This window comes from Shewanella hafniensis (genome assembly GCF_019655335.1).
GTDB lineage: Bacteria > Pseudomonadota > Gammaproteobacteria > Enterobacterales > Shewanellaceae > Shewanella > Shewanella hafniensis.
The window spans coordinates 1-13,737 of sequence record NZ_BPFD01000101.1; the positions used below are offsets into that span (position 1 = coordinate 1).

Here is a 13,737-nt window from a genome sequence, read left to right on the forward strand (position 1 = left end):
GCCCGATTAGCCTGTGAAGTGAGTGGTGCAACAATGCCGCCAGCAGCAGGAACCCACCGAAGCGAGTCCGGCGTTCGCGCCTAACCGCAGTAGGAATCCTCGTCGTTTACGGCGAGGAGGATGTCAAAGAAAATCGCATGTTTATGATGATTATGACGTCGAAGTTCTTTAGCAATTTCTGGACACTCATGCCCCATTAGAGGCTGCTAAGTGATTGCCAACAAAGCATTATGCATACTTACCGTATAGTCATCCGCTTGCTTAACACCAAAGTTCAATAGGGTGTATTCAAAAATTCGCTCAAAGTCTTCGGCAGCAAGGTTGGAAAGTTTATACATTGTGCTTTTGTTTCACCATTGCAGCGATGTCATGAAGTGATAATGCGCATTCACCACTTTGCTCACCAGCTTCAATCGCCATTTTCAAAGCTATCGTCTGGTTTTCTTGTCTTTCTAATAGTCGTAAGGCAGAACGAACAACTTCGCTTGTCGAGCCATAGCGACCTGACGAAATAAGCTGACTGACAAATTCATCTAACTGTGATCCGATAGTAACACTGGTTGTCCGTGACATGTTTCCACCTATTTGTGTGAATAGTTAACACAGCAATAATATATGATGTTAGATACCAAATCAAAGTAATGTTAATGAGTAAGCGTCTAGGCAAAGGCACAAAAAATGCTGGCCACACCTAAAAACCTTGCAACTGCCAAGACAACACTCAAAAAAATGAATGCAGAGATAGACTTAGACTGCTTCCAATACCGTGATTATTTCCCCAAAAGTAAAAAAATCGCTCAATTTGAGCTGTTGCAGCGTGAGAAACATCCTGATCGTGAATATCCATTTTTCAATGATTTTGCCTATCAGTGGTTTGAACGCAAAAAGGCGACGTGGAAAAATAGCTATAGAAACACCATACAAAACGTTTTAGATAAGTATCTGATCCCACAATTTGGCAATACATTGATAAATGAGATCATCCTATCGCAGGTCGATTTTTATCGTCAGCAGTTAATGCAAATGGTGAGAGCAGATAATACCCGTCAATTATCTAACCGTCGCATTAATAACTTACTGTGGCTCATCGTCTCCATGGTAAGCCTCGCGGCAGAAGAATATAAATTTGAATACCCATTGAGACGCTATCGCTCACTTAAAGAAGAAAAGGCTGAGTCTCATCCGATGACGATAAAGGAGGTGGAGGATGTCAAATTGGCCTTGGGTACTTTCTACCCAATAGCGCCAAGTGCTCCATCTAAATCTAATGAGCCAAAGCGAGTTAATTTAGGTGGTGGTGAAAGGCGCTATTGGGTAGATTTTCTGGATATGGTTCAGAGCCCAGTTTGCCTTGCCCGTTTTGCCTTTAGGCTGAGCGATTTCAGCCTCTGTGAACTTACGACGAGCATGGGCCCAGCAGCCCACGAGTTCGGCATCGGTTTTAGCATAACCGGCGTAACCATCGACTTGCAGGTAACCACTAAATCCGTCGTTTATTTGAACTTGATGGATGAATAATCCGATACTGGTATAGGTCTAAATTTAGGTCTATACTTAGGTCTTAGTATAACTGTCGCAACAGTAGAAAATGGAGCTATGATGTTACAGAAAATTTTATGTGGCTATACCACACCGATCAGCAAGTTCAAATCAAACCCCAGTGCTGCATTAGCCGAAGCCCAAGGAGATGCAATTGCGGTGTCATCTAATAACCAAATCCAGTTTTATGCGGTACCGGCGTCACTGTTTGAAGAAATGACGGCGTTTTGTGAGTTTGCCCAACGTGGCACCACCACATTGGAAAGCATCCCTGCCCAGTTTACTGCTGCCAATCTAAACATGGATAAGGTTTCTACTCAGATGGCCAACAAACTGAAGCAAGGTGCCAAGGGAGAATTTGAGGAATGGAAGTAAAGGCGGTACGCATATTTACGCATCCCTATTTAAAAGAGGCCCTAGGTGAGCTGGCTACCAAAGCATTAGTAGATGATTTTCGGGTGTATAAGGAAGGTAAAGGCCTGCCTACCACCATTAAGGCCTTGTTGCTTGTCCGCTGATACAGCATATCTCGACTCTCTACGAGCTTGTTGGATCATGGCTGTTTATTGGCAGTTAATGTGAGTCGGTGGTCCCACTTATTATCAGCTAATGTGAGCCCAGTTTGGCGGATGTAATCGCGCCGAAGGGATTATGTGTGCAAGCCACTACAGTTACCAAACATATCGTTCTCCTATGATTCAGAAGAACAAGGATGGCGACATATGGTCAAGTTATGAAGGTGTGCTTCGGCGGACGCTTACGTTATTCTCGATAATTGCTCCTGCATTATTCTACCTTCGCCCGTCCCTGGGCTCGTACCTCCTGCATCTGACTACCATGGAGGGTGGAAATGTCATATTTTGTATGGAACAAAATTGACCATGCAGTCGTTCGCGGAAATGACAGAAAAGGGCAGGAATTGCGAAACGCTGTGCTGACGGAGGAAGGATTAAGGAACGCTCGCAAGCTCACTCACCGTCAGGGCGCAGCCCGTTCCGTAACCTGTAACCGCAAAAAGCGGCATTCCTAGCCCCTAGCAGCGAGCTTGCGAGCGTCCTAGCAGTTGCGCAGCAACGTCCTAGATTCTCGCGCCACGCAGTGACGTTCCGTAGCCGCAAAGCGGCGTTCGTAGAAGCTATCGCTTCGCTGCCAGAGTCTAAAGCGACGTAGTGGCGTTCTAAAGCGAGCTGGCGAGCGTCCTAGGGCCGAAGGCATCCTAGCAGCAGTGCTTTTTGCTGCGTACTTGCGGCCGAAGGCCGTCCTAGCCGTTACGAAGCATCATCATTGCGCTATTTGTATTGCCAAAATTCATCAAAAGTTTCGTCATTAAACATAGCAAGATCAAAAATGTCGTTAAAACTCCCCCGTCGGCTACGTTGGTTTAATTCCTTTTGTATCGCTTGTACTGTTTTGATCTTAGTCACTTTTGCGAGTAACTCTTCAGTTTCAATCGTGAGATGATCACCATATTGGGCCAACTCCCTAGCGCGTGATGCTTTTGAACCACTCCCAAAACGTTGCCAAATCATACTTTTAATATCATCGCCATTCTGCATTGATTGATAATCTTGATTTAATAAACTAATTTTAACCTGCAACGCAGCCTCAATACGTTTAATCATATCTGCATCGGCCTCAAGCTTATACTCTGGCAGATATTCAAGGGCCAACATCAGCAAGGCGACAGCATCCTTGCTTTTCTTGGCTTGAGATAGTTGCTGCATCAACTCTTTTTTTAGCGCCTTTTTAGTAGGTTCAGGCTCTTTATCGGGATGAAATTGATTCGCCAATTGTCGATACAATTTGGTCATGGTTTTATCGCTAAATAACTCAAGGCTTAATGCTTGCTCTGGTTGACTCGATTCAAAGAAAAAATCATCCTCTTGGGCATCATACTCAGCCTCATCTTGCTCAAACGCATTTTCAGCGTCGCCGTCATCAAAAGCCTTATTGTGCTGCTCAGCCAATTTTTGCTCAAAAAATGCCTGGAACTTCGCCGGTTCATCAATGAGTTCAGACAGTTGCGCATCGTCTATATCCAACTCAAAGCCAAACATAGATTCTAACTCTTCACGAAAAGCATCAAGCTCGTGCTGACCAATGTCTTGCTTAGGCAAGGTTGCTTGATAAGCCATAAGCAAGCTAGTGAAGCTATCGCGTATTTCGTGAGTATTGATAGGATTAAACGGGTTCGATTCAATAATACTTATTTCTTCGTCAATCCATTCTAGTAGCGCCTCCCTTTGGCGACCTTTAATGGATTTACGCGGCACAAAAGTCAATAAATGACGCACCCATTGGGCTGAGGCATCACATACGGCCTGCTCTTTTTCAAGTAATTGTGAGGTGAACTCGCGATAAAAACCCTCTAATTTTGTTTGATAACGTTTATTTCTTAATTGTTTTTTTTCGTAGTCTTGCCACAATTTTTCGAGTGTTTGCGAGCGGTTACGTGATTGACTTGAAGCCGAAGTATTGATGATGCTCATTAATGACATAAATATTTTCTTCTGATGAAATGTTTACAAACCCAAGTGACCAAAAATACAAAACTCGCATACCAAAATAGCGAAAAACGTGCCGACATCCTTAGCAAAGCGACGTTCGAAGAACGCTAGAGCGCTTCGCAGCTAGAGTCTAAAGCCAGCTTGTAAGTATCCTAGATTCTCGTGACTAAAGACCGTCCTCGATTCTCACTGCCGCAAGCAATTACTTATAAACCAAGCAATGATTGATCAGTTGATTCTGTATACTTTGTCGTTGGTTCAAAAAAAGTAGCACAGTAACAAGAGACTCATCATTAATGTAGCTAACCTCGTACAGTATTCTAAAATCCTCTTTTATCGCGTGCCTTACTTGAGTAATGCCAAGTTCAACTAACTCTTGACATAATGCATGGCTCAAAGGATTTTGCGTCACAGATGCTTCAAATGCCTCAATAACTGCCTCAACTCTCTCAATAATAGTGATCTCGTCATGCCATTGGGAATAGTGAGATATAGCACTATCTACGGTATCTTCAAATGTCTTGGTATATTCAAGTTTTACCACAGACATACTACTTATTATCCTTTAAAGCCAGTTTACGACCCGCCAAGCGTTCCTTGAATGCACTTGATGACATAGTGCGGCCATTTTGTTGATCGCTTTTTGCAAAACTGACTAGCTTGAGTAAAGCTATCGCCTCATCACGTCGATTTCTATCCGCTACCGACTCGATAACGTAAGCAGGTACACCATTTTGAGTAATAATCATCGGTTCATCGAGGGTTAAGCTCGCGGCATTTTTCTTCAAAAAACTGATTGTTTCTATGTTCATAGGTTGATGCCTAGTTGATTAATTGAAAATAAGAAAACCCATTCACTAAGCCAAAATCATATCATGCGATAGATTAAAGACCAAAAAAAGACTAAAAAAAGACTAAAGACATCAAAACGCTTAACGCCGTGCTGACGGAGGACGGATTACGGAACGTTCGCACGCTCACTCACCGTCAGGGCGAAGCCCGTTCCGTAACCTGTAACCGCAAAAAGCGGCATTCCTAGCCCCTAGCAGCGAGCTTGCGAGCGTCCTAGCAGTTGCGCAGCAACGCCCTAGTTTCTCCCAGCCAAAGGCCGTCCTTTTTGCTGCGCCTTATATGCTATATACTCACCCTGTATTCATTAAATCGTGCAATGGGCCTATGCAACAACTAAATGAAAGCATTATCATCAACTTACTACAAGATAACATCCCGCAGTTGAGATTGATCTACCTATTTGGCTCCTATGCACAGGGCACGCAACACCGCAACAGTGATATCGATATTGCGGTACTCGCCGATGTCACTTTAGACAATATCGCCCGCTGGCAACTTGCCCAAAAACTCGCCTCAGCGTTAGATACTGATGTTGATCTTGTTGATTTACGCACGGCATCCACAGTGTTATGTCAGCAGGTAGTCACCCAAGGAAAGCGACTTTGGGGAACGCGACAAGATGATGAGATTTTTGCAGTGAAAACCATCTCAATGTACCAACATCTACAAGCTGAAAGACAAGCAATTATTGATGATGCAACGGCCAAAACAACAGCCAACGATCACAGGGGACGTCACTTTGAATGACATTATTATCAACAAAATAGCAACCATCAAACGCTGTATAAAACGCATCCAACAAGTTTATGGTGATGGCAGCATGTTCAAACAAGACTTCACCCTGCAAGATAGCGTTATCCTCAATTTACAACGCTGCTGCGAAGCCAGTATCGACATAGCAAACCATATTAACCGCCAACAACAACTGGGTATCCCCCAAAGTAGCCGTGATAGCTTTACACTACTTTCACAAAATAAAATAATTAATCAGCAGCTTGCAGACAACTTAAAGAAGATGGTTGGCCTAAGAAACATCGCAGTACATGACTATCAAGAACTCAACCTCGATATCGTTGTGCATGTTGTACAGCATCATCTTGAGGATTTTGAGCAATTTATTGAAGTGATAAAATTTTGTCCAAGAATGAGTTATTGAATCACTCTTGCCTAAAGCCGCTTAAAAAGTCCTGAGGAGCTCATAGCACTTTTAGCAATTAAATCAATTTCTTACCACTGACCAGGTGAGCGTAATCGCGTGTGGAATATCCGTAGGATATGGGTTTCATCTTGTTTCACCCTGCGGTTGTCGCAAAACGGCGTTCGTAGAAGCTAGAGCGAGTTTGCGAGCGTCCTAGCAGTTGCGAAGCAACGCCCTAGATTCTCGCGCCACGCAGTGACGTTCCGTAGCCGCAAAGCGGCGTTCGTAGAAGCTAGAGCGAGCCTGCGAGCGTCCTAGGGCCGAAGGCCTCCTAGCAGCAGCGATTTTTGCTGCGTCCTAGCAGTTGCGTACGACTGCATGGTCAATTTTGTTCCATACAAAATATGACATTTCCACCCTCCATGGTGGTCAGATGCAGGAGGTACGAGCCCTGGGACGGGCGAAGGTAGAATAATGCAGGAGCAGTTATCGAGCAACGCCCTAGATTCTCGCGCGAAGCGCCCGCTTTATGCCGCTCTTACTGCATCGGCGATAAACTCGGCTTGAGTCTGTGTCATCAGATTATCCGTTGACTCCACCATCACTCGGATTAAAGGCTCTGTGCCGGACTTACGTAATAGTACGCGCCCTTGGTCACCCAAAATCCCTTCCGCTTTGACCACGGCTTGCTTAACACTCTCTAAAGCCAAAATGCTGTCGGCACTGCCAGATGATAAACGCACATTAATAAGTATCTGCGGCAATTTAGTCATCCCCACTTTAATATCGGCTAAACGTTTACCTGACTCTAAAATGGCTTTAAGTACCTGCAGGGACGCCACAATACCATCACCGGTTGAGGCGTGTTGCAGACTTAAAATATGCCCGGAGCCTTCGCCACCCAGTTGCCAACCCGTTTCTTTAAGCTGCTCAACTACATAACGATCGCCCACCTTTGCACGCACAAAGGGAATGCCCATTTGCTTAAGCGCCAGTTCTAAACCTAGGTTCGACATCAAGGTACCAACCACGCCCCCCATCATTTCACCTTTGCTGTGAGCGGCTTGTGCCAGGATAAATAAAATCTCATCACCATCAACCACATGGCCATTATGGTCAACAAACATCACCCTATCGGCATCACCATCGAGCGCAATACCTAAATCAGCTTCATGCACCATCACCGCGGTTTGCAAACTATCTAAATGCGTTGCACCACAATGGTCATTAATATTCACACCATTAGGTTTGTCATTAATACTAATCACCTCAGCCCCTAACTCACGGTACACATTCGGCGCGATATGATAGGCGGCGCCATGGGCGCTATCGACGACAATCTTTAAACCCGTCAAACTTAAATGATTCGGGAATGTTCCCTTACAAAACTCAATATAACGGCCGGCAGCATCGTCAATACGGCGAACCTTACCCAGCTTTTCGGATGCCACACACTGCATCGCATTATGGTGTAGAGCCTGTTCTAATAGAGCTTCAATCTCAAGCTCCTGAGTATCATTTAACTTAGTGCCAGAGTTTGAAAAAAACTTAATCCCATTGTCGTAATAAGGATTGTGTGAGGCACTGATCACCACCCCAGCATCAGCACGAAAAGTAGAGGCCAAGTACGCCACCGCAGGTGTCGGCATAGGCCCAATAAGCGCCACATTTACCCCCGCAGCAGAAAACCCGGCCTCCATTGCCGACTCAAGCATATAGCCACTAATACGGGTATCCTTACCAATCAACACTTCTTTCGTGCCCGTAGACGCCAGCACAGTGCCCGCAGCCCAACCTAACTTCATCGCAAAATCAGGCGTTATAGGGAATGTACCCACCTTGCCACGCACACCATCGGTACCAAAATACTTCCTAGACATACTGCTCCTTAAAAAGATACAAAAAAGCCGAATAAGAATTTGGCTTATAAATAAAAATACAGTCGCTATCTAGTCGCTACCAAATAAATCGCGGGTATAAACCTTACCCGCCACATCTGCCAGATCCTTAGCCATACGGTTAGACACAATCACATCGGCAACCGCTTTGAAAGCGGTCAAATCTGTCACAACACGAGAATGGAAAAACTCTTTATCTTTAAGTACTGGCTCATACACAATGACCTCAATGCCTTTAGCTTTAAGACGCTTCATAATGCCTTGAATGCTGGACGCGCGAAAGTTATCCGAACCAGATTTCATAATTAGGCGATAAATGCCCACGACCTTTGGATTACGGCTTAAAATAGATTCAGCAATAAAGTCTTTACGGGTCGTGTTTGATTCAACGATTGCACCAATAATACTATTTGGAACATCGGCATAGTTAGCGCGAAGTTGCTTTGTATCTTTCGGTAAACAGTAACCACCATAACCAAAGGATGGATTGTTGTAATGGTTGCCGATGCGCGGGTCTAAACACACCCCTTCGATGATTTGGCGGGTATCCAGGCCATGAGTCTCGGCATAGGTATCGAGCTCATTAAAATAGGCCACCCGCATGGCAAGATACGTATTAGAAAACAGCTTCACCGCCTCCGCTTCGGTCGAGTCGGTAAACAACACCGCAATATCTTGCTTGACCGCCCCTTCCAGCAACAGGTTGGCAAATACCTTGGCGCGTTCGCTGCGTTCACCCACAATGATCCGCGACGGGTGCAAATTATCGTACAGGGCTTTGCCTTCACGCAAAAACTCAGGTGAAAACAAGATATTATCGCAGTTGTACTTTTGTTTGACCTTGGCAGTAAAACCCACCGGCACTGTGCCTTTAACCACCATCACCGCCTTGGGGTTAATGGCTAACACATCTTGAATAACTGACTCCACCGACGAGGTATTGAAGTAATTGGTTTTCGGGTCGTAATCCGTTGGGGTAGCGATGATAACGAAATCCGCACCCAGATAGGCAGCGGCTTTATCCAGCGTAGCGGTGAGGTTCAAGTCCTTATTCGCCAAATAATGTTCAATCTCGGCATCGACAATAGGCGATTGGCGGTTATTGATAAGCTTAACCTTGGCGGCAATCACATCCACCGCCACCACCTCATGGTGCTGGGCCAATAACACTGCGTTGGATAATCCAACGTAGCCAGTGCCGACAATAGCAATTTTCATTTTTATTTCCTGTTTTTAATAAAACCGTTGACAGCATACCAGCCAAAGTACCAAGTACTTTGCAACCAACTCAAACCCACCACTTCGCGATAAAGCGGCCACTGATAACGGGCAGCATTGAGTTTGTTTTGTGACATCCCCGTGTCGGTGCGATAGTGCGCCAACACTTGCGGTATGCCGTGGGCAGCGTCACACAGTTTGAGTAACTTAAGCCACAATCCCATATCTTGGCGTTTACGGATCAGCGGCATGGTTTGGCGCCCAAGCACCTCGGCATTAAACATCACGGTAAGGCAACCAATCACGCAGCCATATAGCAGTTGATTATGGGTAACCCGTGTTGGTGGAATAATCTCTCCCTCCATACCCGCTTGCGAGAATTTTTGATAACCGGTATAGGTAAACACCGCTCCAGTTTGCTCCATAAAGGCTACTTGGGTGCTGAGTTTATTGGGCAGCCATAAATCATCAGCATCTAAAAAGGCGATATATTTGCCCTTGGAGCGATTAATAGATTGGTTACGTGAAAAACCTGCACCGGAGTTAACGGGATTGACTTCAATACTAATACGCGGATCTTCACTGGCCAATTTACGCACTAATTCAACCGTGTTATCGGTAGAGCCATCGTCTGTGATCAGCAACTCCCAATGAGGGTAATCTTGCTGCTGTACGCTCTTAATGCTATCAACGATGGTGGAAGCCGAGTTATACGAGGGCATTACTATGGAGGCTATGAACTTACTCATTACTTCAACTGTAATCTATATTACCATCCATACTTACAACATATTTTTTGATTATGGTTTTTATTCTGTGTAGTAGTTAACTCAAACGAGATTGAGTTTGAAATTTAAATGTGTAAAGCAAAAGTATACTCATTTAGGGAAGGTGCGAACAAGTGGGCCGCACTTTCCATAAGATACATTCATTGTTTTAAATAGCTTTTTAGAACATCACTTTTAAATAAAACGTTCCTTACCACAAAATCGGAACCAGGTAGAGACAAATGGCCATAATCCCAGACAAGCGGCGTATTATAATCATCAACTTTAGCTAAACATTTCCCCTCATGGCAAAGACTGTCCAAAAGAGATATATAAGTTACATCGGACCTGTCTGAAAACCTAGATTTCATAATACCATCAATTTTAAATAATGTATTATCAAAAGCGTTATCAGCAAAGCGCTTTTCATCATTATTAAAATGACGCAAGCCAATCGTTCTGGGCAGCGAAGGTTGCCACTGTGGTACAGGGCCAATAATTACAACATGCTTTACACCTAGCGATTTAAGATGTTGAACAATATCTTCATAATGATTTTTATCATGGTCACAACGTTGTGCCATAATGACCAGGCTAGGTTGTAACTTTTCTATTGCTTTGATGGCTGCATCATTTGATCTATCGCAGGCCAACTTGAATTGCCCGGTGGTAACGCTATCCACGCCTAAATGAGGCTGGCAGCCAGATGAGGCAATTTGGTAAAAATCATACCGTGGCTGCAAGCTATTTCTTAAACCATGTGATAACGCTTGAGCATGAGAATCCCCCCAAAGAAAAACACCATGTTCCTGACGCTTAATAGCGCAAGATGCTGGTATATGCTCCTCTTTGGCGGTATAGGTATCAGCATTAAAAAAATCACACTCTACTTTATACTCAGTTTTGAAAGATTCTGTTACATAAGCATCTCTCGAATATTGATCGATATACTTTGAAACATCCGATACTGCTCCCGCACGAATTGGCAGTTTTGCACCATCTAAAATAAAGACTCCGCTTGATAACAAGCACAACATCACAACTGGTAATAATATGACCACATATTCTTTAGGTTTGGTGTAAGTGGATAAAATTTTTCTCGTCGGATTTTCCACCCAACGCAGCGAGAATTCCCCGAGTAACACCGAGCCCAGCACCCCAAGGGCAATCCATTGTGGATTCGTTTGCTCACCAGCATAGGTCAGCAATACCACCAACGGCCAGTGCCACAGATAGATCGAATAGGAGCTGGCACCCAGCTGGTGGGCAAGCTGGTTGGCGGTGAGCCATGAGTGCTGGCGATTGGCCGCCAACACCAACATGGCACCCATTACCGGCACCAGTGCTAGATAACCGGGCCACAGCATCGTGGGATCAAAGGTGGCGATCGCCCAGATGATAAGCGCAAAGCCTATCCCTTCGGCGAGCAGCGCCCACTGCCGTGGCATGGCTTGCTGGCGAGTGGCCCACCAGACCAGCCCACCGGCTAGCATCTCCCAAGCACGGGTGGGCAACAGGTAAAAGGCAGCCCCCGGCCAGCGGTGACTGGCATAGACCGACAAGGCGAGCGAAAACAATCCGGCCGCAATCAGTATCAGTTTGACGCCGCGCTTGCCCAACCAGTGCCACAGCAGCAAACAGCCTAGCGGCAGTAGAATATAAAATTGCCACTCCACAGACAGCGACCAAGTATGCAGTAACCACTTCTCATGGGAAGCTGCGTCAAAATAGCCCGCTTCGCGCCAGAACTTGAGATTAGAAACAAACGCCACAGCAGTGCCAACATGGCCAGCCAGCATCTTATAATCGGCATTCGGCAACCAAAACCAGCCAAATATCAGCAAGCTAGCACATAGCACCAACAGCGCCGGGATGATCCGTCTGGCCCGCGCCAGATAAAAACCCCACAAGGAGAAATTGCTCCGTTCAAGGCCAGTGATAATGATCCCGGTCATTAAAAAACCGGAGAGCACAAAAAAAACATCCACCCCGACAAAGCCACCGGCAAAGCCGGGTACGCCGAAGTGATAGAGCACCACCGCCATCACCGCCCATGCCCGTAGGCCATTAATGTCGTGGCGAAATGCCTTAGCCGAGGTTAGCTGCTGGTTGGTTAGTTGGTTGGTTAGTTGGTTGGTTGGTTGGTTGGTTGGTTGGTTGGTTGGTTGGTTGGTTGGTTGGTTGGTTGGTTGGTTGGTTGGTTGGTTACCATACTTCTTCATAGTCCAAAGAAATAAAATGAGTTATCTGACAACGATCGTGACAAATAATGATGAAAAATAATCTGCAACAAAGTGAGCCGAAAAGCCCCAATTGAACTTAACAACAAATATCAAAAGAAATAGGGCACATGATGGGCCTTGTTGATCAAATCCGAGACTGGATAGCCGTTCCACAGCCCGTCGAGACCATCCAGATGGTCAACGAACCGTGTTGCACCAAGGCTTGGCTGTATTGTTGTCAGTTGCTGATGTTGTGCTTTGACTTGCCCATCTGATGCGCTCGAAGGTTGCTTTATCGGATCGGATCAGATCACGGAGATCGCAGATAGTTCCGCGATTTGAGCTACAATGCCCATCATTAGCATCAATTCAGATCATAGAGTGATAGAAAAGTGCGACAGGTTAATTCTTTAGAAAAATTATATCTAACAGCGTCTCTTTTTTTTATTGGCGAACATGACTCATTTTTGGATTTAGAAATAAGTAGTAACTTTGACAATTCATTAACCGCCTCATTCCTATTAACACAGGGATCCAAAAATCTTAGATGAGCCATACACGGCATATGTTCCCCTATGATTTCCCTTGGTCCAAAATCACACATTGAATATATTATTTCACAGCCAAGTGCAAGCCCTTCTAAAATGACAAGTCCAAAGCCCTCTGCATATGAAGGCACAACCAAAAACTTTGAACGGTTCATGTAATAAAACGGCTCTTTAGCAGCACCATTAAAGGTCACATACTCATCCAAACCATAATATGAAATTTTCTGCTGCAATATTTTACTTTCTGGACCATCCCCAATTATTAATATTTTAAAATTCAATCTCTTAATTTCATGATGAATTTTACAAATCGCATCTACCAATAAATCACAACCCTTTATTTTTGAAAGACGCCCAACAAACAAAACATCATATTCTCTATTCTCAAAGACCTGTACTACTGGGTATTCACTATCGACTTTCTTAAAGTTTATAAAATTAGGAATTACATGAACATTTTTTGCTTTGTATATGAACTTAATTTCATCCGCAACTCCACGACTGACACAGGCAATTGGCGCGTTCAAAAGAGCCAACAGCTTATATGTAATAAATATGAATAAACGATTTATCAGATTTCTATTCAAAAAACCATTCTTCGGGGCCGTGTGGACCGTTGCTATAAACTTTAAATTCAAAATAAAACATAATAACCCGGTAATTAAGTTCGCTCTTTCCATGTAGCTAATACATAGATCAGGCTTTAATTTATAAAGCAATTGAAGCAGCTGAAAAGGATTTTTTAAAAATTTAATACCAACACTTTTATACTCATCTAAATTAAAGTGTGAATGTCGCTCACTTAAAGCAATCAAATAAACATCATTACCTAATTCAGCCATACCGACAGCTGTATCTAACGCAATTTTTTCAGCACCACCCAATGTAAGTGTTGGAATAATAAATGCGATTTTCATTGTCGATCCTCCTCATAGGAAAACATGAATCCATTATTTATTGTTGATTCGAATTTGTTTTTGGTAACAGAGTCTAGAGCTATTGCATCAGAAAGAATACATCTAATAAAAGATAATGCACGGATAAAACT

Annotated in this window: 13 protein-coding genes and 2 pseudogenes; 4 read left to right on the top strand and 11 right to left on the bottom strand. The window is 44.3% G+C overall.

The window, feature by feature from the left end:
* Positions 1-206: 206 nt before the first annotated feature.
* Both K5Q99_RS22570 and K5Q99_RS19715 read right to left on the bottom strand, forming a co-directional pair.
* Positions 207-338, bottom strand: a complete 132-nt coding sequence (locus K5Q99_RS22570; protein WP_246604542.1) for a type II toxin-antitoxin system RelE/ParE family toxin — start codon at positions 336-338, stop codon at positions 207-209.
* On the bottom strand, positions 331-573 hold the full coding sequence (locus K5Q99_RS19715; protein WP_014610908.1) for a type II toxin-antitoxin system ParD family antitoxin: 243 nt from the start codon (positions 571-573) through the stop codon (positions 331-333). The genes K5Q99_RS22570 and K5Q99_RS19715 overlap by 8 nt, the downstream gene beginning before the upstream one ends.
* 105 nt (positions 574-678) lie before the next feature.
* Between K5Q99_RS19715 and K5Q99_RS22575 the strand changes: the two are divergent.
* Positions 679-984, top strand: a pseudogene (locus tag K5Q99_RS22575) (tyrosine-type recombinase/integrase); the annotation flags it as partial.
* Between the two features lie 324 nt (positions 985-1,308).
* Here K5Q99_RS22575 and K5Q99_RS19720 read toward each other — a convergent pair.
* Positions 1,309-1,488: pseudogene (locus K5Q99_RS19720) on the bottom strand (IS66 family transposase); the annotation flags it as partial.
* Between the two features lie 111 nt (positions 1,489-1,599).
* Here K5Q99_RS19720 and K5Q99_RS19725 point away from each other — a divergent pair.
* A complete protein-coding gene (locus K5Q99_RS19725; RefSeq protein ID WP_014610940.1) occupies positions 1,600-1,914 on the top strand; it encodes a hypothetical protein in 315 nt (104 codons plus the stop codon).
* A gap of 914 nt (positions 1,915-2,828) precedes the next feature.
* Here K5Q99_RS19725 and K5Q99_RS19730 read toward each other — a convergent pair.
* The 3 genes from K5Q99_RS19730 to K5Q99_RS19740 form a co-directional block, all read right to left on the bottom strand.
* Entirely contained in the window at positions 2,829-4,037 is a 1,209-nt protein-coding gene (locus K5Q99_RS19730) for a J domain-containing protein (protein ID WP_220777883.1), read from the bottom strand.
* A 211-nt stretch (positions 4,038-4,248) separates the two neighbouring features.
* Positions 4,249-4,596 (bottom strand): type II toxin-antitoxin system RelE/ParE family toxin, encoded by a 348-nt coding sequence (locus K5Q99_RS19735; protein ID WP_055647497.1) that lies wholly within the window; start codon positions 4,594-4,596, stop codon positions 4,249-4,251.
* A 1-nt stretch (position 4,597) separates the two neighbouring features.
* The gene (locus K5Q99_RS19740) at positions 4,598-4,858 is read right to left on the bottom strand and encodes a type II toxin-antitoxin system Phd/YefM family antitoxin (RefSeq protein ID WP_115017884.1); all 261 of its coding nucleotides are present in this window, start codon (positions 4,856-4,858) and stop codon (positions 4,598-4,600) included.
* A 364-nt stretch (positions 4,859-5,222) separates the two neighbouring features.
* Between K5Q99_RS19740 and mntA the strand changes: the two genes are divergently transcribed.
* Both mntA and hepT read left to right on the top strand, forming a co-directional pair.
* Positions 5,223-5,645, top strand: a complete 423-nt coding sequence (mntA, locus tag K5Q99_RS19745; protein ID WP_088585314.1) for a type VII toxin-antitoxin system MntA family adenylyltransferase antitoxin — start codon at positions 5,223-5,225, stop codon at positions 5,643-5,645.
* Entirely contained in the window at positions 5,638-6,054 is a 417-nt protein-coding gene (gene hepT / locus K5Q99_RS19750; RefSeq protein ID WP_088585313.1) for a type VII toxin-antitoxin system HepT family RNase toxin, read from the top strand. Before mntA ends, hepT begins: the two co-directional genes overlap by 8 nt.
* Before the next feature lie 509 nt (positions 6,055-6,563).
* Here hepT and glmM read toward each other — a convergent pair.
* From glmM to K5Q99_RS19775, 5 genes are all read right to left on the bottom strand, one after another.
* Positions 6,564-7,916, bottom strand: a complete 1,353-nt coding sequence (gene glmM, locus K5Q99_RS19755) for a phosphoglucosamine mutase (RefSeq protein ID WP_220777884.1) — start codon at positions 7,914-7,916, stop codon at positions 6,564-6,566.
* A 69-nt stretch (positions 7,917-7,985) separates the two neighbouring features.
* A complete protein-coding gene (locus K5Q99_RS19760; protein WP_220777885.1) occupies positions 7,986-9,152 on the bottom strand; it encodes a nucleotide sugar dehydrogenase in 1,167 nt (388 codons plus the stop codon).
* A gap of 2 nt (positions 9,153-9,154) precedes the next feature.
* Positions 9,155-9,901 carry a glycosyltransferase family 2 protein gene (locus K5Q99_RS19765; RefSeq protein WP_220777886.1) on the bottom strand — a complete coding sequence of 249 codons (747 nt, stop codon included), beginning with the start codon at positions 9,899-9,901 and terminating at the stop codon, positions 9,155-9,157.
* Between the two features lie 179 nt (positions 9,902-10,080).
* Complete coding sequence (locus K5Q99_RS19770; RefSeq protein ID WP_220777887.1) at positions 10,081-12,141, bottom strand: acyltransferase family protein; 2,061 nt, start codon at positions 12,139-12,141, stop codon at positions 10,081-10,083.
* Between the two features lie 364 nt (positions 12,142-12,505).
* On the bottom strand, positions 12,506-13,606 hold the full coding sequence (locus tag K5Q99_RS19775) for a glycosyltransferase (RefSeq protein ID WP_220777888.1): 1,101 nt from the start codon (positions 13,604-13,606) through the stop codon (positions 12,506-12,508).
* Positions 13,607-13,737: the final 131 nt, after the last annotated feature.

What these genes read in the sequence shown, in the direction of transcription:
- K5Q99_RS19760 (WP_220777885.1), bottom strand. Translation starts at nt 9,152, where the DNA reads ATGAAAATTGCTATTGTCGGCACTGGCTACGTTGGATTATCCAACGCA.
- K5Q99_RS19775 (WP_220777888.1), bottom strand. Translation starts at nt 13,606, where the DNA reads ATGAAAATCGCATTTATTATTCCAACACTTACATTGGGTGGTGCTGAA.
- K5Q99_RS19730 (WP_220777883.1), bottom strand. Translation starts at nt 4,037, where the DNA reads ATGTCATTAATGAGCATCATCAATACTTCGGCTTCAAGTCAATCACGT.
- K5Q99_RS19735 (WP_055647497.1), bottom strand. Translation starts at nt 4,596, where the DNA reads ATGTCTGTGGTAAAACTTGAATATACCAAGACATTTGAAGATACCGTA.
- K5Q99_RS22570 (WP_246604542.1), bottom strand. Translation starts at nt 338, where the DNA reads ATGTATAAACTTTCCAACCTTGCTGCCGAAGACTTTGAGCGAATTTTT.
- K5Q99_RS19740 (WP_115017884.1), bottom strand. Translation starts at nt 4,858, where the DNA reads ATGAACATAGAAACAATCAGTTTTTTGAAGAAAAATGCCGCGAGCTTA.
- glmM (WP_220777884.1), bottom strand. Translation starts at nt 7,916, where the DNA reads ATGTCTAGGAAGTATTTTGGTACCGATGGTGTGCGTGGCAAGGTGGGT.
- mntA (WP_088585314.1), top strand. Translation starts at nt 5,223, where the DNA reads ATGCAACAACTAAATGAAAGCATTATCATCAACTTACTACAAGATAAC.
- K5Q99_RS19765 (WP_220777886.1), bottom strand. Translation starts at nt 9,901, where the DNA reads ATGAGTAAGTTCATAGCCTCCATAGTAATGCCCTCGTATAACTCGGCT.
- K5Q99_RS19770 (WP_220777887.1), bottom strand. Translation starts at nt 12,141, where the DNA reads ATGAAGAAGTATGGTAACCAACCAACCAACCAACCAACCAACCAACCA.
- K5Q99_RS19715 (WP_014610908.1), bottom strand. Translation starts at nt 573, where the DNA reads ATGTCACGGACAACCAGTGTTACTATCGGATCACAGTTAGATGAATTT.
- K5Q99_RS19725 (WP_014610940.1), top strand. Translation starts at nt 1,600, where the DNA reads ATGTTACAGAAAATTTTATGTGGCTATACCACACCGATCAGCAAGTTC.